The following is a 20,043-nucleotide window of genomic DNA, read 5'->3' as shown; positions in this document are numbered from 1 at the left end:
GCTACGCTCGCGCAACGTCATGGAGCCGACCTCCACCACTCCCGCTGCCGGCGCCGTGCGGCGGGTCGGCGACGCGCTCGGCCGCCGCAGCAACTGGGAGCAGCTCGGCAAGTTCTGCGCGGTCGGGGCGACCGGGTACGTCGTCAACCTCGCCGTCTACTCCACGCTGCTCGACCGGGTCGGGCTGCACTACATTCCCGCCGCGGTCGGCTCGTTCCTCGCCGCCGTCGCCAACAACTACACGCTCAACCGGCACTGGACGTTCCGCGGCGAGCGCGGCCACGTCGGCGCGCAGGGGCTGCGTTTCCTCGCCGTCTCCACCGCCTCCCTCGCCGCCAACCTGCTCGTGCTGCACGTGCTCGTGCGAGCGGGGCTGGGCGAGATCGTGGGGCAGGCGATCGCGATCGTGCTCGTGACGCCCCTCAACTTCGTCGGCAACAAGCTCTGGTCGTTCCGGCGCCGGCAGTGACTCGCGCGGCATGCGTCGCGCTGCTGGCGCTCGTGCTCGTCCCGGCCGCCTCCGCCGCGGCCCCCGTGACCGGCCCCGCCGGCGGGACGCGCGGACATCTCGCCGGTGCGCCGTTCGCGCCGGACACCGCCCCGCGGCTCACGCGCGCCCAGGCCCTCGAGCGCTTCCTCGCCACAGCGAAGGTCGCGCGCTGGCTCGACCGCTATCCACCGCGGCCGGCCACCGACGCGACCTTCGACGAGGCGACGCGGCGGTGGACGGTCAAGGTCTGGTCGGGTCGAGCCGGGCAGATCGCGCTCGGCAAGGTCGAGGACGGGGACGGGCGCGTGGTCGAGTCGTGGGTCGGGCCGCAGGTCGCCTGGAAGATGGCGCGCGGCCGCGACGGCGCGTTCGGCGGCAAGGTGCTGAACGCATGGTGGGTGTGGATCCCTCTCAGCGCGCTCTTCCTCGTCGGGCTCGCCGACCGCCGCCGACTGCTCTCGCTGCACACGCTCGACCTTCTCGTGCTGCTCTCGTTCGGCCTCTCGCTGTGGTTCTTCAACCGCGGCGAGGTGTTCCGGAGCGCGCCGCTCGCGGCGCCTCCGCTTCTCTACCTGCTCGTGCGCACGGCATGGATCGGCTTCCGCGGCCGGGGCCCGGCGCCGGGGATCTCCTGGCCCGTGTGGGCGCTGGCCGCCGCCTGCGTGTTCCTGGCCGGCTTCCGGGTCGGCCTCAACCTCGAGTCGCCGCGCGGCGTCATCGACGTCGGCTACGCCGGGGTGATCGGCGCCGACCGCATCCTCGACGGCCGGGCGCCGTACGGCCACATGCCGGTGCAGGACGGCCGCACTCCGTGCGGCCCCGCGGACGCCGACGGCGAGATCCGTGACCGCATCCAGCAGAACGGGCGCTGCGAGTCGTCGAACGAGCGCGGAGACACCTACGGCCCGGTTGCGTACCTCGCGTACGTGCCCGCCGTGCTCGCGCTCGGCTGGTCCGGCCGCTGGGACTCGCTGCCCGCCGCGCACGCCACGGCGATCGTGTTCGACGCGCTCGTCGTGCTCGGGCTCGTGCTCGTCGGGCGCCGCCTCGGCGGCAGCCGGCTCGCGGCGCTCCTCGCCTTCGCCTGGCTCGCGAACCCGTTCACCGCCTACACGCTCAACGCCAACAGCAACGACGCGATCATGCCGGCGGCGCTCGTGTGGGGCTTCTGGCTGTGCACCTCGCCCTGGGCGCGCGGTGCCGCCGTCGCCGCCGCCGCGTGGACCAAGTTCGCGGCGCTCCTCGTCGCGCCGCTGTGGCTGACGTACCCGGACGGCCTGCGGCCGCGGTCAGCGGCGCGCTTCGCAGCCGCATTCGCCGGGGTGTCCCTGGCGGCCTTCTCGCTGCTTCTGCTCGAGCCGTCGCTCGCCGGCGCGCTGCGCACGTTCCTCGACCGCACGCTCGGCTTCCAGCTCGGCCGCCACTCGCCGTTCTCGCCGTGGGACTGGGGCCAGTACCACGCGGCCGGCGTCCCCGACCTGAAGCTGCTGCAGCGGCTCGTGCAGATCGCGGTGCTCGCGCTCGCCGGCGTCGCCGCCGTGCTGCCGCGCCGCAAGGGCCCGCTCGAGCTCGCCGCGCTCACGGCCGCGATCCTGGTCGGCTTCGAGCTCGGTCTCACGCACTGGTTCTATCTCTACATCCCGTGGTTCCTGCCCTTCGTCGTGCTCGCGCTGTTCCTGCCGCGGCGGCCGGCGTGAGACCGCCGGCCCGGATCGCGCTCGCCGCAGCCGTGGCAGCCTGGACGGCCGGGGCGGTCGTCGCCCTCGGCGTCGAGGGCGACCCCGGTATCTCCGATATATCGGTCTATGCGCGCTACGGCGAGCGGATCGCCGCGGGCGACGTGCCCTACCGGGACTTCCGTGTCGAGTACCCGCCGGGTGCGCTCGTGCCGTTCGTGCTGCCCTCGCTCGTCAGCGACAGCTACCGCTCGTACGTGGCCGTCTTCGCGGCGCTGATGACCGTGGCTCTCGCGGCCACGGCCGCGCTCGTCGCGCTCGCGCTCGACGCCCTCGGCGCCGGTCGCGGGCGCGCCGGCGCAGCCGTAGGCGTCCTCGTCGGCGGCTTCCTGCTGCTCGGGCCGTTCCTGCTCACCCGCTTCGACCTGTTCGCGGCGGCCGTCACGGCGGCCGCGCTGGCGGCGCTCCTGCACCGGCGCGACCGGCTCGGCCCGGTGCTGCTCGGTCTCGCGATCGCGACGAAGATCTATCCCCTGGTGCTGCTGCCTCTCGTGGGCGCGAGGGCCTGCAAGGAGAGAGGGAAGATCGAGGCGGCGCGCCAGGTCGGGCTCGCCGTCGCGGCGGCGCTCGTGGTGTACCTGCCGTTCCTCGTCGTCGCTCCCGAGGGCGTCGCCCGCAGCGTCTGGCAGCAGCTCGGGCGGCCGCTGCAGATCGAGAGCCTCGGCGCCGCCGTGCTGCTCGCGCTGCATCACGCCTTCGGGATGGGACTCGCGTGGGCGTCGGGACACGGGTCGCAGAACCTCACCGGCGCCGTCGCCGGCGCCGCCTCCGCGCTCTCGACGGCCGCTCTCGTCGCGGCGCTCCTGCTCGTGTGGCTGCGCTTCGCGCGCGGCGACGTCGGGCCGGAGCGCTTCGCGCGCCATGCCGCAGCCGCGGTGGTCGGCTTCGTGGCGTTCAGCAAGGTGCTCTCGCCGCAGTTCCTCGTCTGGCTGTTGCCGCTCGTGGCGCTCGTCGGCGACCGCCGACGCCGCCTTGCCGCATCGTCGCTCGTGCTCGCAGCCTGCCTCCTCACGCGGCTCTGGTTCCCGAGCGACTACTGGGCGCTCGTGAAGGAGTTCGACCCGGCGCCGTCGTCGCTCGTGCTCGTGCGCGACCTCGTGCTGGTGGCGCTGTTCGTCGTGCTCGTCAGGGCCAGGGAACGCGAAGCGGCCGGATCGCCGTCGCCCTCCCCGTAGCGGCATCGCACTCGACGAGCACGCCCTCGATCCGCACGCCCCCGTCGGCGACCTCGAAGCGCACCGGCATGCCGGTGCGCATCCGCTGCGTCGCGAGCTCCGCCTTGACGCCGATGACGGAGTCGTGCGGGCCGGTCATGCCCGCGTCGGTGATCGCCGCCGTGCCTCCGGGCTGCACGCGCGCGTCCGACGTCTGCACGTGGGTGTGGGTGCCGATCACCGCCGTCACGCGGCCGTCGAGCCAGCGCGCGAGCGCGACCTTCTCGCTCGTCGCCTCCGCGTGCACGTCGACGATGACGACGGCTGCCCGGGAGCGCGCCTCGTCGACGAGGCCGTCGATCACCTCCCACATGCTGCGTGCGGGCTCGAGCGAGAGCGAGCCCATCACGTTGACGATCGCGACCGCGGTGCCGTTCGCCGCCTCCACGACGACGAGGCCGCCGCCTGCGGCGCCGGCGGCGAGGTTGGCGGGGCGTGCGACGCGCTGCGAGCCTGCCAGGTAGGACGCGATCTCCGGGCGCCGCCACGTGTGGTTGCCGAGCGTGATCGCGTCGGCTCCGACGGCGAGCAGGCGCTCGGCGAGCTTCGGGGTGATCCCGGCGCCGTCGGCGACGTTCTCGCCGTTGACGATGCAGACGTCGACGGCGAGCTCGCGCCGCAGATCCGCGAGTCGCCGCTCCAGCACCTCGCGACCAGGCCGGCCGACGACGTCGCCGACGAAGAGGACGTTCACTAGGGGAGCGAGCCCGCGGCGGGGTGGACCTCGATCGCCACGTTGTTGCCGCGGTCGCGCGCGACCGCGGCGAGCGCCTGCTGCTCGACCGCCGCCATGTCGACGACGGCGCCGAGCTTGGTCGTGCCCGCGAGGACGGAGGAGCCGACGGCGAGCGACGGATCGGCCCGAAGGTGCGAGAGCGAGACGACGACGGCAGGCGCCGCGCTCGGGCGGACGTCGATCCGCGATCCGTAGGCGCGGGCGTCGATGATCTCGTCGGAGATCGCGACGATGGTGCCGTCGACCGGGGAGTAGACGTCGGTGCCCGGAGCGGCGCCGACATCGAGGACGTCCGTGCCGGGCGCCCCGTCCAGCTGGTACCAGACCGGGCCGCCCGCGCCCGCGCCCGCGATCCTGCGCCACAGGCGTGCGAGCAGGCCCTCGTTCGCCTGGTGCCCGACGGGCTGGAGCTCGATCGCGTCGCCGGCGCTGCCGTGGAACCCGACCGCGGTCACCGCCGCGGCGGCGACGGGCAGCCGGATCGACAGGTTGCTCACCGTCGCGAGCACCTCCGGGTCGGGGGGAGCGTCGCTGGCCGCCACGGCGGGCACTGCCGTCACGGTCTGCGCGGCCGTGAGCGGCCCGTCGGGCCCGCCGGAGCCGAATGCGGTGAGGAGCAGCGTGACGAGGGCGAGAGCGGCGACGATCCCGATCACGGCGAGCCGTCGCGCCCGTTGCTGGGCGCGCCGACGGCGTGCGCGGAGACGGGCCGCTTGCCGGGAGCGCGGCGTGGCCATCGCAGGCCACCGTAGCGGACGCTCCGGCCCCTCTCAACCGCAACCGCCCGCGAGCAGAGCCCGAGACGCCGTCCGCGCGGGCGCTCGCGCCGCCGCGGGGGCGAGCTACGATCCCGCGCATGCCCGCGCCACGAGGCCCGACGATCAGGGTGCCGCGCTGGATCCAGCTCGCCGGGCTCCCGGTCGTCCTCGTGCTGGCGTGGCTGCTCGCGGGGACGCTCGGGCACGTGCTGTTCCTGTTCCTGACCTCGTCGCTGGTCGCGTTCCTGCTCAATCCGCTCGTCCGCGACCTGCAGCGGGTGCGGCTGCCCCGCGGCCTCTCCGTCGCGCTCGTCCTGCTCGTGTTCGCGGCCGGCGCGACCTTCGTCGCGCTCGCGCTCGGCTCCGTCGTCGTCGACCAGACGCGCTCGGCCGCCGAGCGCGTCGACGAGTACGTGACGGTGAGCGACGCGAGCGGCAAGACGGGAGCCGAGCACGACATCGGCCGGCTGCAGACGTGGCTCGACTCCCACGGCCTCGAGCGCGTCCAGATCCAGAAGCAGGCGACGAACTGGGTCGACAACCTCGGCGCGGGCGAGATCTCGAAGTACACGCAGGACGCGATCTCGTTCGCCCAGGGCGCGGCGTTCTCGATCGTGGTGACGCTCTTCAACCTCGTTCTCATCGTCGTCATCGCGATCTACATGCTGCTCGACATGCCGCGGTTGGAGGGAGCGATCGACCGGCGCTTCCCACCCGGGCAGGGCCTGCCGCTGACGCTGCGCATCGAGCACGCGCTCGCCGGCTACGTGCGCGGCCAGCTGATCCTGTCGACGGTGATCGGCCTCAGCGCGGGCGTCGGCATGTGGGTGCTCGGCACGACGGAGCTCGTGCCGGGCGCCGACCGCTATGCGCTGCTGTTCGGCGTCTGGACCGGCGTGATCGAGGTGATCCCGTACATCGGCCCGTGGCTGTCCGCCGTACCGCCCGTGATCTATGCGCTCGTCGCCCATCCGGTGTCGGCGCTGTGGGTCGCGGGGCTGTTCGTCTTCATCTACCAGGTCGAGGGGCACGTGGTCGTCCCCAACGTGATGGCGAGCGCCCTGCGGCTGCACCCACTGCTCGTCATCTTCGGCCTGCTCGCGGGTGGGGAGCTGTACGGCGTCGCCGGCGTGCTGCTGGCGCTGCCGACGATGGCGGCGACCCGCGCCGTCTGGGAGTTCTTCGGTGAGCGCGTGCGGCTCGAGCGCTGGGACGAGCGCGACCCCGTCGTGCCGGTCGAGGCCGGGATCGAGCCCCCGCGCGCGGCCGGCGGCGGGGCGTAGGCGCCGACGAGGCGCGGTCGCGGACCGGGTCTGACGTACGCTTCGGGCCGTGACGGCCTTCCCGGTCACCCGCCTGCGCCGCCTGCGGCGCACCGAGACGCTGCGCGCGCTCGTGCGCGAGACGCGGCTGTCGCTCGACGACGTGGTGATGCCGCTGTTCGCCTGCCCGGGCGAGGGCGTCGTGCGCCCGCTGGCGGGGCTCGACGGGATCGCGCAGCGATCGATCGACGAGCTCGTGCGCGAGTGCGGCGAGCTCGCCGCACTCGGCGTCCGCGCCGTCCTGCTGTTCGGCATCCCCGAGGAGAAGGACGAGCTCGGGTCGGGGGCATGGGACGCGAACGGCATCGTGCAGCGCGCCCTTCGCGCCGTCCGCGCCGAGGTGCCCGGGCTCACGCTCGTGACCGACGTGTGCCTGTGCGAGTACACGAGCCACGGCCACTGCGGCATCGTCCGCGACGGCGAGGTCGCCAACGACGAGACCGTCGAGCTCCTCGCGCGCACGGCCGCGAGCCACGTCGAGGCCGGCGCCGACGTCGTGGCTCCGAGCGACATGATGGACGGGCGCGTCGGCGCGATCCGCGAGGCGCTGCCGCAGACGCCGCTCATCGCCTACGCGGCCAAGTACGCCTCCGCCTTCTACGGGCCGTTTCGGGAAGTCGCCGAGTCGGCGCCCGCGTTCGGCGACCGGCGCGGCTACCAGATGGATCCGCCCAACGTGCGCGAGGCGCTGCGCGAGTGCGCGCTCGACCTCGAGGAGGGAGCGGACGCGCTGATGGTGAAGCCCGCGCTCCCCTACCTCGACGTCATCCGCGCCGTGCGCGAGCGCTTCGACTGCCCGGTCGCCGCCTACAACGTCTCGGGCGAGTACGCGATGGTGAAGGCGGCCGCGGCGGCGGGACACCTCGACGAGCGGGCGGCGGCGCTCGAGTCGCTCGTCGCGATCCGCCGCGCGGGCGCCGACCTGATCTTCACCTACTGGGCGAAGGATCTCGCGCGATGGCTGTGACGCGCTCCGACCTCTACCAGCGCGCGCGGAGGCTGATCCCGGGCGGCGTCAACTCGCCCGTGCGGGCGATGCGCGCCGTCGGTCTCGACGAGCCGCTGTTCATGCGCAGCGGCGCCGGCGCGCTGATCGAGGACGTGAACGGCAACCGCTACGTCGACTGGGTGCTCTCGTGGGGGCCGCTGCTCTTCGGGCACGCCGACGCGGCCACGCTCGCCGCCGTCGAGGAGGCGCTGCGGCGCGGGACGACGTTCGGCGCGCCGACCGAGGGCGAGGTCGAGCTCGCCCAGGAGATCGTCGACGCCGTGCCGTCGATCGAGATGGTGCGGATGACCTCGTCCGGGACGGAGGCGGCGATGAGCGCCGTGCGGCTCGCCCGTGCGGCCACGGGCCGCGACCGGCTGATCAAGTTCGCCGGCAACTACCACGGCCACGTCGACGCGCTGCTCGCGAGCGCCGGGTCGGGGCTGATGACTCTCGGCATCCCGTCGACGCCGGGCGTGCCGCGCGGCGTCGCGGGCGAGACGATCGTGCTCCCGTACAACGACGTCGACGCCGTCGCGGCTGCGGTCGCGCGCTACGGCGAGGGGCTCGCCGCGATCATCGTCGAGCCGGTGGCGGGCAACATGGGCGTCGTCCCGCCCGAACCCGGGTTCCTCGAGGCGCTGCGCACGCTCTGCGACGCCTGCGGCGCGCTGCTCGTCTTCGACGAGGTGATCACCGGCTTCCGCGTCGCGCGCGGAGGGGCACAGGAGCGGTTCGGCGTCAGGCCCGACATCACCGTGCTCGGGAAGATCGTCGGCGGCGGCCTGCCCGCGGCCGCGTTCGGCGGCCGTGCCGAGCTGATGGAGCGGCTGGCGCCGGTCGGGGACGTCTACCAGGCCGGGACGCTCTCCGGCAACCCGCTCGCCGTGGCGGCGGGCACGTCCGTGCTGCGGCGGCTGCGCGACCCCGCCGTCTACGAGGCGCTCGAGGCGCGCGGCGCGCGGCTCGAGGCCGGGCTCGCCCCGTTCGGCTGCGTGCAGCGGGTCGGCGCGATGATGACGCTGTTCTGCCAGGACGGGCCCGTCCGCGACGACGCCGACGCCGCCCGCTCCGACACCGAGCGCTACGGGGCGCTGTTCCGGCACGTGCTCGCGCGCGGCGTCTACCTGGCGCCGTCGCAGTTCGAGTGCATGTTCGTCTCGCTCGCCCACGGCGACGAGGAGATCGACCGCACGATCGAGGCCGTTGGCGGCTTCTTCGGCCACTGATCTCTGGGAGACGCTCGCCGCGGAGGCGGCGGCGGAGAGCGCGCTGTGGGCCGAGTCGCTGCGCCCCGGGCCGGGACGGGAGCGCGCGCTCGTGTTCTCGCCGCTCTGCGACCCGGCGTTCGCGCTCGGCGTGGAGACGATCTACGAGGGCTACCTGCTGCACTACGGCCGCTCGCGCCTGTTCGCTCCCGCCGACGACGACACCGCGCTGCTGCTCGGCGACTACCTCTACGCACACGGGCTCGTTCGCATCGCGGCGACCGGCAGCGTCGAGGCGGTGCACGACCTGGCGGAGCTGATCTCGCTCTGCGCCCAGGCGCGCGCCGAGGGCGGGCCCGGCGAGGCGGAGGCGTGGGCGGCGACCGCCGCGCGCCTCGGCGAGGGCGGCCTCGACGGCGCGCGCGCGGCGCTGCGCGACGAGCGTGATCCATCCGGTCTCGACGCGGTCGCGCGCGCCGCCGCCGGCGACGAGGCGGTCGAGCGCTCCTATGCCGCGCACGGCCTGCGCGTGGGGTAGCATCGCGGCGATGCTTGCTTCGCTGTGGTTTCTCGCCGACGCCGCCGAGGAGGGTCGCAAGGTCGTGCTCTCGATGCTCGTCGTCGGCCTCATCTTCGTCGCCGTGATCGCGCTCGGCGAGCTGACGCACTACGTGGCTGCGAAGCGCAGGGCGTCGAAGCCCGGCCGCATCCTCTAGCAGCGGGGCTCCGACGCCGGCGAGGAAGCCCTCGCGGCGTGCGATCGCGGACGTCCACGGTCTGTCGGAGAACACGTCCTCCTGCGAAGAGCGGACCCTGGACAGCGCCTGCCGCTGCACGCGTCCCTAGACTGGGCGTGCGTGCGCTCCCCCGCCTCCGACCTGCGCGAATGGATCGCCCTCCTCGAGAAGGAGGGCGAGCTCGTCCGCGTCGCCGCCGAGATCGACCCCGACCTCGAGATCACCGAGATCGCCGACCGCGTGGTGAAATCAGGCGGCCCGGCGCTCCTGTTCGAGAACCCGAGGGGCGCGCGCCACCCGCTGCTGATCAACCAGTTCGGCAGCGAGAGGCGCATGTGCCTGGCGTTCGGCGTCGAGCGGCTCGACGATCTGGCGCAGATGCTCGGCGAGATCCTCGAGCTGCAACCGCCGCAGGGCCTCGTCGACAAGGTGCGCTCGCTCGGCAAGCTGAAGTCGATCGCCGACTCGATGCCGAAGGAGGTCTCGAAGGCGCCCTGCCAGGAGATCGTGCTCACTGGCGACGAGGTCGACCTCGACGTGCTGCCGATCCAGCGCTGCTGGCCGCTCGATCCCGCTCCGTTCATCACGCTGCCGGCCGTGATCACGAAGGACCGGGCGACGGGCGTGCGCAACGTCGGCATGTACCGCATGCAGAAGATCGATCGCCGCTCGACCTTCATGCACTGGCAGATCCACAAGGACGGCCGCGCCGACCTGCTGGCCGCGCCCGACGGCAGGATCCCGGTCGCCGTTGCGCTCGGGCTCGATCCCGTCACCGCCTACTCCGCGAGCGCGCCGTTGCCGAAGCACATCGGCGAGCTCATGGTCGCCGGCTTCCTCAAGGGATCGGCCGTGCAGCTCGTCAAGTGCAAGACGGTCGACCTCGAGGTGCCCGCCAACGCGGAGATCGTGCTCGAGGGCTGGGTCGACCGCGACGACGTCGGCGTCGAGGGCCCGTTCGGCGACCACACCGGCTTCTACACCCCGCCCGAGGAGTTCCCGATCTTCCGCATCTCGGCGATGACGATGCGCCGCGGGGCGATCTACCCGTCGATCGTCGTCGGCAAGCCGCCGGCCGAGGACGAGTGGCTCGCCAAGGCGACGGAGCGCATCTTCCTGCCGGCGATCCGCATGAGCGTGCCGGAGATCGTCGACTACGACCTGCCCACGGCCGGCGCGTTCCACAACTGCGTCATCGTCTCGATCCGCAAGCGCTTCCCCGGCCACGCCCGCAAGGTCATGCACGCCGTCTGGGGGCTCGGGTTGATGAGCCTGACCAAGGCGGTCGTCGTCGTGGACGAGCACGTGGACGTGCACGACTACGAGCAGGTGTTCTTCTACGCCTGCGCGAACGTCGACCCGAAGCGCGACATCCTGCTCACGGAGGGGCCGATCGACCAGCTCGACCATGCCACGACCCTGCAGGCGTTCGGCGGCAAGATCGGTGTCGACGCGACCGCGAAGGGGCCGGCCGAGGGTGCGCGCGCGTGGCCCGCCGAGATCGAGATGAGCGCGGATGTGCGGGCCCGCGTCGACGCGCGCTGGGCGGAGTTGGGGATACCCGACGCGCGCGCCGGCGCCACAGTGCAGAATGAGGCGCGCGCTCGCACGTTGACACAGCTGTTACGTCGTTGACAGGGATGAGCGCGGGTGGGTTGAATGCCTGACGGGGAGCACAGCGTGAGCGACAGCACAGACGACAAGCCGCACGTCCCGGCGCCGAGCCTCTGGCCGATCGGCTTCGCCGTCGGCGTCGCGAGCGTGCTCGTCGGCCTCGTCGTGAGCTGGCCCGCGACGGTCGTCGGCGCCGCGCTCGCGCTCGTCTTCGGCGCGCTCTGGGTCCGCGACATCGCCTCCGCGCATGCTCCCGCAGCCGCAGCCGCGCCCGCCGCGGAGCCGGCCGCCGTCGAGGAGGAGCACCGCGAGACCTACGGCCGCGCCGGCTTCCTCTCGCTCGCCACCGTCGGCCTCGGCGGCGTCATCGGCGCGGGCGTCGCGCTCCCGTCGCTCGGCTTCGCCGTGCTGCCCTCGTTCGCGGGCGAGACGGTGAAGACGAAGGACGTCGACCTCGGGCCGATCACGAACTTCCCCGAGGGGACGTTCGTGATCGCCACCTTCATGGAGGATCCCGGGCTCGGCGAGGTCAGCCGCCGCACCGCCTACGTGCGCAACAACGGCCTCACAAGGGACAAGCAGCCCAGCTTCACGATCCTCTTCTCGCGCTGCGTCCACCTCGGCTGCCCCGTCCAGCCGAACGGCCCCATCCAGGAGCAGGACAGGAAGGAGTACACGCCGCCCGGCGGGCCCGCCGTCGAGCTGCAGCCGGTGCTGGCGGCCAGCTTCGGCTGCCCGTGCCACGGCGGCCAGTACGACGGCGAGGGCAACCGCACGGCGGGGCCGCCGGTGCGGTCGCTCGACCGCTTCGAGTTCTCGATCGTCAACGGCAACCTGATCATCGGTAGGCCGTTCAGCGTGGGCACCGTCGAAGGCGCCGGCGCCGGCGCGAGGATCGCGAAGTACCGCAGGGCGTATCCCGGTGTGCACGTCGACGGGATCGAGCGCTGGCTCTACCCCATACCGGTGCCGGGGTCCTGATCATGGCCAGGTCCGCACGCAGGGCGCAGCTCGAAGCGGCCGCCCTCGCCCCGCTCGACTGGGTGGAGGAGCGCACCGGCCTCGTCGGCGGGGTCAAGTACCTCCTCTTCCGCAACGTCCCGCGCGACGTCAACTGGATGCAGACCCTCGGGTCGGCGACGCTGACCGCCTTCCTCGTGCAGGCGACGACGGGCGTCTTCCTCGCGATGTACTACAAGCCCGACCCGGACCGGGCCTACGAGTCGATCCAGCACATCACGAACGACGTCACGCTCGGGTGGCTCGTGCGCGGCATGCACAAGTGGGGCGCCAGCCTGTTCATCATCCTCATGTTCCTGCACATGGCGCGGACGTTCCTGTTCGGCGCCTACAAGTACCCGCGCGAGCTGAACTGGATCCTCGGCGTGCTCCTGCTCGTCACCGGCATGGCCGAGGGCTTCACCGGCTACCTGCTGCCGTGGGACCAGACGGCGTACTGGGCGACGGTCGTCGGCATCAACCTCAACGCCACGGCGCCGATCGCCGGGCCCTTCCTGGCGCAGTTCCTGCAGGGAGGCGCGAACATCGGGAGCGACACGCTGTCGAAGTTCTACTCCATCCACATGCTGCTGCTGCCGGGTGGGATCATGGCGCTGATCGGCCTGCACATGTACCTCGTCGTCCGGCTCGGCGTCACCTCGCCGCCGTGGTCGAGGGTGGCCGCGGGCCGTCCGCGGCACGAGGGCGCGCCCGGTGGCGGGCGCGAGGGCCTCATCCGCGAGCCGGCCTCCGAGGAGGCGAGCTAGCCCCGTGGCGAGCAAGCTGAAGCAGGAGCAGCGCGCCGAGTTCAAGCGCTACAAGGAGGACGTGCAGAAGGAGGGCAAGCCCTTCTTCCCGTACGCGGTCTTCCACGACACGATCATGTCGCTCGTCGTCGTCGCCGTCATCATCGGCCTCGCCGTGGTGTGGAAGGTCACCGCCGACGGCACCGAGCCGGGCCTGCTCGGCCCGCTCTACACCGACAAGGCCGACCCGGGCACGACGAACTTCGTGCCGCGCCCCGACTGGTTCTTCTACTTCCTCTTCTACCTCCTGCGCATCTTCAAGTGGCCGGAGACGGTCGTGCTCGGCACCGTCGGCATCCCGACGCTGCTGCTCATCCTCCTGGTCGGGCTCCCGTTCCTCGACAGGCGCCGCGAGCGCCGCCTGCTGCGCCGTCCGGTCGCGCTCGTCGCCGCGGTCCTCGTCGTCGTGTCGATGGGCGTGCTGACCTGGAAGGGCGCCACCGCCGAGGAGGCCCTCGGCAGCGAGCTCGCCGCGAAGGTGCCCGCGTGGAGCCAGGCGCAGGGCTTCGCGGGCAACCCGAAGGCCGTTGCCGGTGCGAAGCTGTTCGCGCAGTCCGGGTGCCTCAACTGCCACGTCTATCTCGGCAACGGCGCCGGCAACCTCGGGGCGCCCGACCTCTCGGCCGTGGGGGCGAAGAACCGCGGCGCCGACTTCTTCAAGTCCTACGTGACGAACCCCGCCCAGTACGGGAACCGCGTGATGGGCTCGTACGCGTTCCTCGGGCAGGAGAACCTCGCCAATCTCGGCGCCTTCCTCGACGCCTCCAAGGGCCCGAAGAAGGGGTAGCCGCCTCGGCGCGCGGGGCGACCGCGTGCCGCGGCGCCGGCGAGCATCTACCCTGCGTGCGATGAGGGTGTTCCTCGGTGTCACCGGCGCCTCCGGCGCCCCCTACGCGGCCCGCCTGCTGCAGGCGCTCGCGGCCGCGGGCTGCGAGGTCGGCCTCGTCGCCTCTGCGGCGGGGATCGAGGTGATCGCGACCGAGCTCTACGGCGACGCCGCGCTGCCGCGCGAGGAGGTGCTCGAGCGCTTCGTCGGCGACGCGCGCGACCACGTCACCGTGTACGGCATCGACGACTACAAGAGCCCCTACGCGAGCGGCTCGGCGCGCGTCGACGCCTACGTCGTCTGCCCGTGCTCGATGTCCACGGTCGGCACGCTCGCCGCCGGCGCGATGGCGAACCTCATCCACCGCGCGGCGTCGGTGGCGCTGAAGGAGCGCCGCACGCTCGTGCTCGTGCCGCGCGAGACGCCGCTCTCGTCCATCCACCTGCGCGGGCTCGCCACGCTGAACGACGCGGGCGCCGTGATCCTGTTCGCGGCGCCGGGCTTCTACCACGGCGCCGAGACCGTCGACGACCTCGTCGACTTCGTCGTCGCCCGCTGTCTCGACCAGCTGGGGCTCGACAACGACCTCATCCCGCGCTGGGGCGCCCGATGACGCACGAGTCCGGCACGCTCGCGCCCGACGGCGTCCGCGCCATGTTCGACCGCATCGCACCCGTCTACGACGTCATGAACCGCGTCATGACGGCGGGGCTCGACCGGCGCTGGCGGCGGCACACGGTGGCGGCGGTCGTGCAGCCCGGCGAGCGCGTGCTGGACGCCTGCTGCGGCACCGGCGATCTCGCGCTCGAGGCCGAGCGCGAGGGCGGCATCGTGACGGGGCTCGACTTCTCCGCCGAGATGCTGGCCCGCGCGCGCCGCAAGTCCGACACGATCGAGTGGGTGCAGGGCGACGTGCTCGCGCTGCCGTGCCCGGACGGCGCGTTCGACGCCGCGACCGTCGGGTTCGGCGTGCGCAACGTCGCCGACCTTCCCGCGGCCCTCGCCGAGCTGCGGCGCGTGCTCCGGCCCGGCGGCAGGCTCGCGATCCTCGAGATCACCCGGCCGCGCGGACCGCTGCGACCGTTCTTCTCGCTCTGGTTCGACCGTGTCGTGCCGGTGCTCGGGCGGGTTCTCCCCGGCGGGCAGGCGTACACGTACCTGCCCGCCAGCGTGCGGCGCTTCCCGGGCGCCGAGGATCTCGCTGCGCTGATCGAGGCGGCCGGGTTCGAGGACGTGCGCTTCCGGCTCTTCGGCGGCACGATCGTGGCCCTGCACACGGCGACGGCACGGTGAGCGCGACGCTCGAGCGCGTGCGTGCCGCACCGGGCCTCGCCGGGTACCTGGAGGCGGTCGAGGAGCGGCTCTCCGCCGCGGTCGCGGGACACCCCGGCCTCGTCGCCGCGGTGGGAGCGGACGCGCTCGCCGCCGGCGGCAAGCGCCTGCGGCCGATGCTCGCCTTCCTGTCGGCGCCCGCGGGCGCGCCCTGGCCGGTCGCCGAAGGCGTCGCGGTCGAGCTCGTCCACATGGCGACGCTCGTGCACGACGACCTCATCGACCGTGCCCGCGTGCGCCGAGGGCGCGCCGCCGCGTGGACGGAGCATGGGCCGGAGGCCGCGCGGGCAGCCGGCGACTACCTGTTCGCACGGGCGTTCGCGGAGCTCGCCGGCCGTGGCGACGATCGGGGTGTCGCGATCCTGGCCGAGGCGTCGCTCGCGCTCGCCCGCGGCGAGGCGCTGCAGCGCCGGCAGCGGCACGACCCCGACACGACGGTCGAGAGCTACCTGGAGCGCTGCGCCCTCAAGACCGGGAAGCTGTTCGAGGCCGCGTGCGCGCTCGGCGGCGGCAGCGGCGACTACGGGCGGCTGCTCGGCGTCGCCTTCCAGATCGTCGACGACATCCTCGACTGCGCGGGCGACACGATCGAGACCGGGAAGGTCCCGGGCACCGACCTGCGCGACGGCACGCCCACGCTGCCGCTGCTGCTCGCCGCCCGCGAGGACGAGGTCGTGCGGCAGGCGCTCGCGGGTGGGCCGCTCGACGGAGCACTCGTGCGGGTCGCCGCCTGCGGCGCGTTGGAGCGCTCGCGGCAGGTGGCCCTCGACTACGCTAGGAGGGCGCGCGGGAGCCTCGACGGCGAGGCCCGCCGCGTGGAGCTCGAGGCCCTCGCAGACGCCGTCGTCGACCGCAACCGATAGGACAATGGCACTCCTCGACCGAACCTCCACGCTCGACCCGATCAGCGAGAAGATCGACGCCGGCGAACGCCTCGACTTCGAGGACGGGCTGACGCTGCTCGAGTCCGACGACCTCCTCGGCCTCGGCGAGCTCGCCGACCGTGCGCGGCGGCTGCGCGGCGGCACGGACGACGTCTTCTTCGTCCAGAACCTGTATCTGAACCAGACGAACGTGTGCCGCGTGAAGTGCAAGTTCTGCGCTTTCGCCGCGACGCAGAAGCAGGCGCATGCGTACACGATCTCGACGGAGGAGCTCGTCGAGGACGCGGTGCGTCAGCGCGAGCTGACCGGGTTCACGGAGATCCACATGGTCAACGGCGAGAACCCGCACGTGCCGTTCGCGTTCTACGTCGACACCGTGCGCGCCCTGCACGAGGCGTTGCCGGACGTGCACCTGAAGATGTACACGGCGTCGGAGATCCACCATATGACGAAGCTGTCGGGCCTGAGCCACGAGGAGGTGCTGCGCGAGCTCAAGGCGGCGGGGCTCGGCTCGCTGCCCGGCGGCGGCGCCGAGATCTTCGCGGACCGCGTGCGCCAGCTCGTCGCCCCCGGCAAGGAGCACCCGGACTTCTGGTTCGCCACGCACGACGCGGCGCACCGCATGGGCATACCCACGCACTGCACGATGCTGTACGGGCACGTCGAGACCTACGAGGAGCGGGTCGACCACATCCTGCGCCTGCGCTCCCAGCAGGACGCGAGCGGGGGATTCCTCGCGTTCATCCCGCTCGCGTTCCACCCGGAGAACACCGTCTTCGAGCGGCGCGGGTTCCGCCACACGACCGGCGTCGACGACCTCAAGATGCTCGCCTTCAGCCGCCTCATGCTCGACAACATCCCGAACATCAAGGCGTACTGGATCATGATGGGGATGCCGCTCGCGGCCGTCGCGCTGCACTTCGGCGCGAACGACGTGCAGGGCACGGTGATGCGCGAGGCGATCTTCCATGCCGCGGGCGCCCGCACCGAGACCGAGCAGAAGATCGAGCAGCTCGTCCGCTACGTGAGAGAGGCGGGTCGCACGCCGGTGCAGCGCGACACGCTCTACAACGAGATCCGGCGCTGGGACCCGTGATGCGCCTCGGCCGCATCTCCTACGTGAACATGGCGCCGGTCTTCCACCGGCTCGAGTACGACGTGGAGGAGATCACCGGCGTCCCCACCGCGCTGAACCGGATGCTGCTCGACGGGCAGATCGACGTCGCCCCGATCTCGTCGATCGAGTACGCGCGCAACGCCGACCACCTGCGCCTGCTGCCGCGCCTCTGCGTCTCGTCGGAGGGCGCGGTCGACTCGATTCAGCTCGTCACGCGCCTGCCGCTCGGCCGCGTGCGATCGGTCGCCGTGACGCCGGAGAGCGCGACCTCGGTCGTGCTCACGAAGGTGCTGCTGCCGGGCGCCGAGATCCGGCCGTTCGAGCAGGACGCCGATGCCAGGCTGCTCATCGGCGACGCGGCGCTGAAGAGCGCGTTCGAGGATCCGACGCCGCACCACGACCTCGGCCGCCTGTGGCTCGAGCGCACCGGCCTGCCGATGGTGTTCGCGGTGTGGGCCGCGCCCGAGCCCGTCGTCGAGGGGCTCTCCGATCTCGAGCACGCGCTCGTCGCGTCCGTGCGGCTCGCCCGCTCCGAGCCCGAGAAGCTCGCCTACGAGGCGAGCGCCCGCTACGGCTACCCGGCGGGCTTCCTCGCCCGCTACTTCGAGAAGCTGCGCTACAGCTTCGGGCCGCGCGAGCGCGCCGGCCTGTACACGTTCCTCGAGATGGCCCGCGACGTCGGCGAGCTCCACCACGTGCCGGAGCTGCGCTTCGCGCGCGACCTCCGGGTGCCGCTCTCGTGAGCACGACGGTCGACACGTCCACCGTTCGGCAGGTGCTCGAGAAGGCGCTCGACGGCGAGCGCATCAGCGACGACGATGCGATTACGCTGCTGCGCTCGCGCGATCTCGTCGCGGTCGGCCGCGTCGCGAACGAGATCCGCAACCGCAAGAACGACCCGGGCACGGTCACCTTCATCGTCGACCGCAACATCAACTACACGAACATCTGCGTCACCGACTGCGACTTCTGCGCCTTCTACCGCCGACCCGGCGACACGCGCGAGGGCTACCTGCTGCCGAAGCCGGTGATCTTCAAGAAGATCGAGGAGACGCTCGCGATCGGCGGCACCGGCGTGCTCATGCAGGGCGGCCACCACCCGGATCTCGGGATCGAGTTCTACGAGGACCTCTTCGGCTCGATCAAGAGCCGCTACCGCATCCACCTGCACTGCCTCTCGCCGCCGGAGGTGCAGCACATCTCCCGGCGCTCGCGGCTGACCGTGTGGGAGACGCTCTCCCGCCTGCGAGACGCCGGGCTCGACTCGCTGCCCGGCGGCGGCGGCGAGATCCTCGTCGACCGCGTGCGCGACATCATCGCGCCGAAGAAGACGAGCTCGGACGAATGGCTCGACGTGATGCGCCACGCGCACCGGCTCGGCATGTCGACGACCGCGACGATGATGTACGGCCACGTGGAGACGCTGGAGGAGCGCGTCGAGCACATGCGCCGCGTGCGCGAGGTGCAGGACGAGACCGGCGGCTTCCGGGCCTTCATCTCGTGGACGTTCCAGCGCGACGGCAACCGCCTCGACACGGTCGTGCGCGACGAGGACATGCCGACCTCGTTCGACTACCTGCTCACGCAGGCGGTGTCGCGCATCTACCTCGACAACGTGCCGCACATCCAGTCGTCGTGGGTGACGCAGGGCCTCAAGATCGGCCAGGTGGCGCTCGGCTTCGGCGCCGACGACATGGGCTCGGTGATGATGGAGGAGAACGTCGTCTCGGCCGCCGGGACGACGCACCGCACCTCGACGGACGAGCTCGTGCACCTCATCCGCTCGCTCGGCAAGACCCCGGTGCAGCGCGACACGCTGTACCGCGAGGTCAGAGTGTTTGCCTGACGGCCGTCCCGCCGGGCCGGTCGTACGGGGCGGGCGTCGAGGCATGTGGATCGTGTAAGGACTCGCCGGCTTGCGCGCCCGCCTCGGCTACCCTCGCAGAGGCCTATGGGACGCCGCCTCCTCGCCACCGGGCTCTTCGCGCTCCTGCTCGCCGCGCCGGCGGCCGCGCAGCCGCGGTCCCTGTGGCCCGGCGTCACCTACGAGACGGGGGTGCAGTTCACACCCAACGGCCCGGTTGCGATCAACGTGCTCACGGGGCCGCGTCCGGGGGGCACGACGACCCTCGCTCCCGTGCTCTCGAACGACACGCTCGTCGGCACCGAGACGCTGAGCGCGATGCAGCGCCGGCTCGCGTCCACGGCCACGACGGCGGGCGTCAACGGCGACTTCTTCTCGTTCGCGACAGGCGCCCCCAGCGGTGTGTTCATGCGCGACGGACAGGTGGCGAGCCCTCCCTACGGGGCCCGCTCGAGCGCCGGGGTGACGACGGACGGAACGCTCGACATCCGCCGCATCTCGTTCTTCGGCACCTGGCAGGGCACCGGTGTCAAGCGTGCGCTCGCGACGCTCAACGAGCCACCGCCGGCAAGCGGCGTCGCCCTCTACACGCAGGCGTGGGGGCCGCAGACGCCGGCGCTGCCCGGATCGGTCGCCGTGATCCTGTTCCCCTTCCCGGCCGCGGTGCCGAACGCCGACCTGCAGGCACCGGTCGTCGAGACACGGGCGGACGGAGGCGCCGTGCCGATCCCCGCCGGCGGCGCCGTGCTCGTCGCGCGCGGCTCGTCTGCCGCCGCGCTGACGGCCGAGGCGGCGGTCGGCTCGACCGTGACGGCGCGCCTCATCTTCAAGCCCGACTGGCCCGGCGTCGTCTCCGCCATCGGCGGCGGCCCCCAGATCGTGCGCGACGGCGCGCCGGTGTTCCGGGCGGGCGAGGCGTTCACCTCCAGCCAGCTCGGGCCGCGTACGGCGCGGACGGGCGTGGGCCAGCTCGCCGACGGGCGCATCGTGCTCGTCGCCGTCGACGGCCGGCAGCCCGGCTACTCGGTCGGGATGACGAACTTCGAGCTGGCGCAGACGCTCGTCCGCCTCGGGGCGGTCAACGGCATGGCGCTCGACGGCGGCGGCTCCACCTCGATGGCGTTCGACGGGGCGCTGCTCAACCGCCCGTCCGGCGGCGCCGAGCGCCCTGTCTCGACGGCGCTGATGTTCCTCTACTCCGGTGTCTTCGTGCAGCCGGCCGTGTCGGTCGTGTCCCCCGACGGTGACGGCGTCGGCGACCGCCAGTCGCTCCGCTACAAGCTCGTCCGCCCCTCGACGGTGAGCGTCACGCTCGTCTCCCCCGACGGCACGACGGCGTACGCGCAGACGGCCGATCTGCAGCCGGGAAGCTACGACGTGCCCTTCCCGCCCCCGCCCGTGCCGCCGCCCCC

At 72.7% G+C, this 20,043-nt stretch carries 21 protein-coding genes; 19 read left to right on the top strand and 2 right to left on the bottom strand.

All coding sequences use genetic code 11. The features are described from left to right. Positions 1-19 precede the first annotated feature (19 nt). Genes Gocc_RS15095 through Gocc_RS15085 form a run of 3 tightly spaced genes read left to right on the top strand, consistent with a single transcriptional unit; the run spans position 20 to position 3,401 of the window. Positions 20-469, top strand: a complete 450-nt coding sequence (locus tag Gocc_RS15095) for a GtrA family protein (RefSeq protein ID WP_114797408.1) — start codon at positions 20-22, stop codon at positions 467-469. Next, on the top strand, positions 466-2,187 hold the full coding sequence (locus tag Gocc_RS15090) for a glycosyltransferase 87 family protein (protein WP_114797407.1): 1,722 nt from the start codon (positions 466-468) through the stop codon (positions 2,185-2,187). The genes Gocc_RS15095 and Gocc_RS15090 overlap by 4 nt, the downstream gene beginning before the upstream one ends. Beyond that, the gene (locus Gocc_RS15085; protein ID WP_181813738.1) at positions 2,184-3,401 is read left to right on the top strand and encodes a glycosyltransferase 87 family protein; all 1,218 of its coding nucleotides are present in this window, start codon (positions 2,184-2,186) and stop codon (positions 3,399-3,401) included. The genes Gocc_RS15090 and Gocc_RS15085 overlap by 4 nt, the downstream gene beginning before the upstream one ends. Here the strand turns inward: Gocc_RS15085 and Gocc_RS15080 are convergent. After that, the gene (locus tag Gocc_RS15080; protein ID WP_114797405.1) at positions 3,352-4,134 is read right to left on the bottom strand and encodes a TIGR00282 family metallophosphoesterase; all 783 of its coding nucleotides are present in this window, start codon (positions 4,132-4,134) and stop codon (positions 3,352-3,354) included. The genes Gocc_RS15085 and Gocc_RS15080 overlap by 50 nt on opposite strands. Next, the gene (locus tag Gocc_RS15075) at positions 4,134-4,913 is read right to left on the bottom strand and encodes a hypothetical protein (protein WP_114797404.1); all 780 of its coding nucleotides are present in this window, start codon (positions 4,911-4,913) and stop codon (positions 4,134-4,136) included. Before Gocc_RS15075 ends, Gocc_RS15080 begins: the two co-directional genes overlap by 1 nt. Positions 4,914-5,032: 119 nt before the next feature. On the opposite strand from Gocc_RS15075, the gene Gocc_RS15070 reads away from it, so the two are divergent. The 16 genes from Gocc_RS15070 to Gocc_RS15000 all read left to right on the top strand — a co-directional run. Then, positions 5,033-6,217 carry an AI-2E family transporter gene (locus Gocc_RS15070; RefSeq protein ID WP_114797403.1) on the top strand — a complete coding sequence of 395 codons (1,185 nt, stop codon included), beginning with the start codon at positions 5,033-5,035 and terminating at the stop codon, positions 6,215-6,217. A gap of 49 nt (positions 6,218-6,266) precedes the next feature. Next, complete coding sequence (gene hemB / locus Gocc_RS15065) at positions 6,267-7,223, top strand: porphobilinogen synthase (RefSeq protein ID WP_114797402.1); 957 nt, start codon at positions 6,267-6,269, stop codon at positions 7,221-7,223. Beyond that, positions 7,214-8,473: a glutamate-1-semialdehyde 2,1-aminomutase gene (hemL, locus tag Gocc_RS15060; RefSeq protein WP_114797401.1), complete on the top strand. Its 1,260-nt coding sequence runs from the start codon at positions 7,214-7,216 to the stop codon at positions 8,471-8,473. Before hemB ends, hemL begins: the two co-directional genes overlap by 10 nt. Beyond that, a complete protein-coding gene (locus Gocc_RS15055) occupies positions 8,451-8,990 on the top strand; it encodes a hypothetical protein (protein WP_114797400.1) in 540 nt (179 codons plus the stop codon). Before hemL ends, Gocc_RS15055 begins: the two co-directional genes overlap by 23 nt. 10 nt (positions 8,991-9,000) lie before the next feature. Beyond that, positions 9,001-9,168: a hypothetical protein gene (locus Gocc_RS16445; RefSeq protein ID WP_181813737.1), complete on the top strand. Its 168-nt coding sequence runs from the start codon at positions 9,001-9,003 to the stop codon at positions 9,166-9,168. Between the two features lie 141 nt (positions 9,169-9,309). Next, positions 9,310-10,824, top strand: a complete 1,515-nt coding sequence (locus tag Gocc_RS15050) for a menaquinone biosynthesis decarboxylase (RefSeq protein WP_114797399.1) — start codon at positions 9,310-9,312, stop codon at positions 10,822-10,824. 45 nt (positions 10,825-10,869) lie between these two features. Next, the gene (locus Gocc_RS15045; RefSeq protein ID WP_181813736.1) at positions 10,870-11,784 is read left to right on the top strand and encodes a QcrA and Rieske domain-containing protein; all 915 of its coding nucleotides are present in this window, start codon (positions 10,870-10,872) and stop codon (positions 11,782-11,784) included. Positions 11,785-11,786: 2 nt separating this feature from the next. Next, the gene (locus Gocc_RS15040; RefSeq protein WP_114797397.1) at positions 11,787-12,569 is read left to right on the top strand and encodes a cytochrome b; all 783 of its coding nucleotides are present in this window, start codon (positions 11,787-11,789) and stop codon (positions 12,567-12,569) included. 4 nt (positions 12,570-12,573) lie between these two features. Further along, positions 12,574-13,395, top strand: a complete 822-nt coding sequence (locus Gocc_RS15035; RefSeq protein WP_114797396.1) for a c-type cytochrome — start codon at positions 12,574-12,576, stop codon at positions 13,393-13,395. Positions 13,396-13,456: 61 nt separating this feature from the next. Next, positions 13,457-14,047: a UbiX family flavin prenyltransferase gene (locus Gocc_RS15030; protein ID WP_114797395.1), complete on the top strand. Its 591-nt coding sequence runs from the start codon at positions 13,457-13,459 to the stop codon at positions 14,045-14,047. Beyond that, on the top strand, positions 14,044-14,727 hold the full coding sequence (gene ubiE / locus Gocc_RS15025) for a bifunctional demethylmenaquinone methyltransferase/2-methoxy-6-polyprenyl-1,4-benzoquinol methylase UbiE (protein ID WP_220150660.1): 684 nt from the start codon (positions 14,044-14,046) through the stop codon (positions 14,725-14,727). The genes Gocc_RS15030 and ubiE overlap by 4 nt, the downstream gene beginning before the upstream one ends. Continuing rightward, positions 14,724-15,629, top strand: a complete 906-nt coding sequence (locus Gocc_RS15020) for a polyprenyl synthetase family protein (RefSeq protein ID WP_114797394.1) — start codon at positions 14,724-14,726, stop codon at positions 15,627-15,629. Before ubiE ends, Gocc_RS15020 begins: the two co-directional genes overlap by 4 nt. A 4-nt stretch (positions 15,630-15,633) precedes the next feature. Then, positions 15,634-16,746, top strand: a complete 1,113-nt coding sequence (gene mqnE / locus Gocc_RS15015; protein WP_114797393.1) for an aminofutalosine synthase MqnE — start codon at positions 15,634-15,636, stop codon at positions 16,744-16,746. After that, entirely contained in the window at positions 16,746-17,510 is a 765-nt protein-coding gene (locus Gocc_RS15010) for a menaquinone biosynthetic enzyme MqnA/MqnD family protein (RefSeq protein ID WP_114797392.1), read from the top strand. Before mqnE ends, Gocc_RS15010 begins: the two co-directional genes overlap by 1 nt. Continuing rightward, the gene (mqnC, locus tag Gocc_RS15005) at positions 17,507-18,613 is read left to right on the top strand and encodes a cyclic dehypoxanthinyl futalosine synthase (RefSeq protein ID WP_114797391.1); all 1,107 of its coding nucleotides are present in this window, start codon (positions 17,507-17,509) and stop codon (positions 18,611-18,613) included. The genes Gocc_RS15010 and mqnC overlap by 4 nt, the downstream gene beginning before the upstream one ends. Positions 18,614-18,718: 105 nt before the next feature. After that, positions 18,719-20,043, top strand: a 1,325-nt coding sequence (locus tag Gocc_RS15000) for a phosphodiester glycosidase family protein (RefSeq protein WP_147281349.1), incomplete at its 3' end; no start/stop codon positions are given.

Origin of the sequence: Gaiella occulta, from assembly GCF_003351045.1 — a bacterium.
Lineage (GTDB): Bacteria > Actinomycetota > Thermoleophilia > Gaiellales > Gaiellaceae > Gaiella > Gaiella occulta.
Note: the sequence above shows the minus strand (reverse complement) of the source record. Positions and strands in the feature narration are given on the sequence as shown.

Excerpts from the sequence above, each read along its gene's own strand:
- Gocc_RS15070 (WP_114797403.1), top strand. The coding sequence starts at position 5,033 with ATGCCCGCGCCACGAGGCCCGACGATCAGGGTGCCGCGCTGGATCCAG.
- mqnE (WP_114797393.1), top strand. The coding sequence starts at position 15,634 with ATGGCACTCCTCGACCGAACCTCCACGCTCGACCCGATCAGCGAGAAG.
- Gocc_RS15075 (WP_114797404.1), bottom strand. The coding sequence starts at position 4,913 with ATGGCCACGCCGCGCTCCCGGCAAGCGGCCCGTCTCCGCGCACGCCGT.
- Gocc_RS16445 (WP_181813737.1), top strand. The coding sequence starts at position 9,001 with ATGCTTGCTTCGCTGTGGTTTCTCGCCGACGCCGCCGAGGAGGGTCGC.
- Gocc_RS15040 (WP_114797397.1), top strand. The coding sequence starts at position 11,787 with ATGGCCAGGTCCGCACGCAGGGCGCAGCTCGAAGCGGCCGCCCTCGCC.
- Gocc_RS15030 (WP_114797395.1), top strand. The coding sequence starts at position 13,457 with ATGAGGGTGTTCCTCGGTGTCACCGGCGCCTCCGGCGCCCCCTACGCG.
- Gocc_RS15095 (WP_114797408.1), top strand. The coding sequence starts at position 20 with ATGGAGCCGACCTCCACCACTCCCGCTGCCGGCGCCGTGCGGCGGGTC.
- hemL (WP_114797401.1), top strand. The coding sequence starts at position 7,214 with ATGGCTGTGACGCGCTCCGACCTCTACCAGCGCGCGCGGAGGCTGATC.
- ubiE (WP_220150660.1), top strand. The coding sequence starts at position 14,044 with ATGACGCACGAGTCCGGCACGCTCGCGCCCGACGGCGTCCGCGCCATG.
- Gocc_RS15010 (WP_114797392.1), top strand. The coding sequence starts at position 16,746 with ATGCGCCTCGGCCGCATCTCCTACGTGAACATGGCGCCGGTCTTCCAC.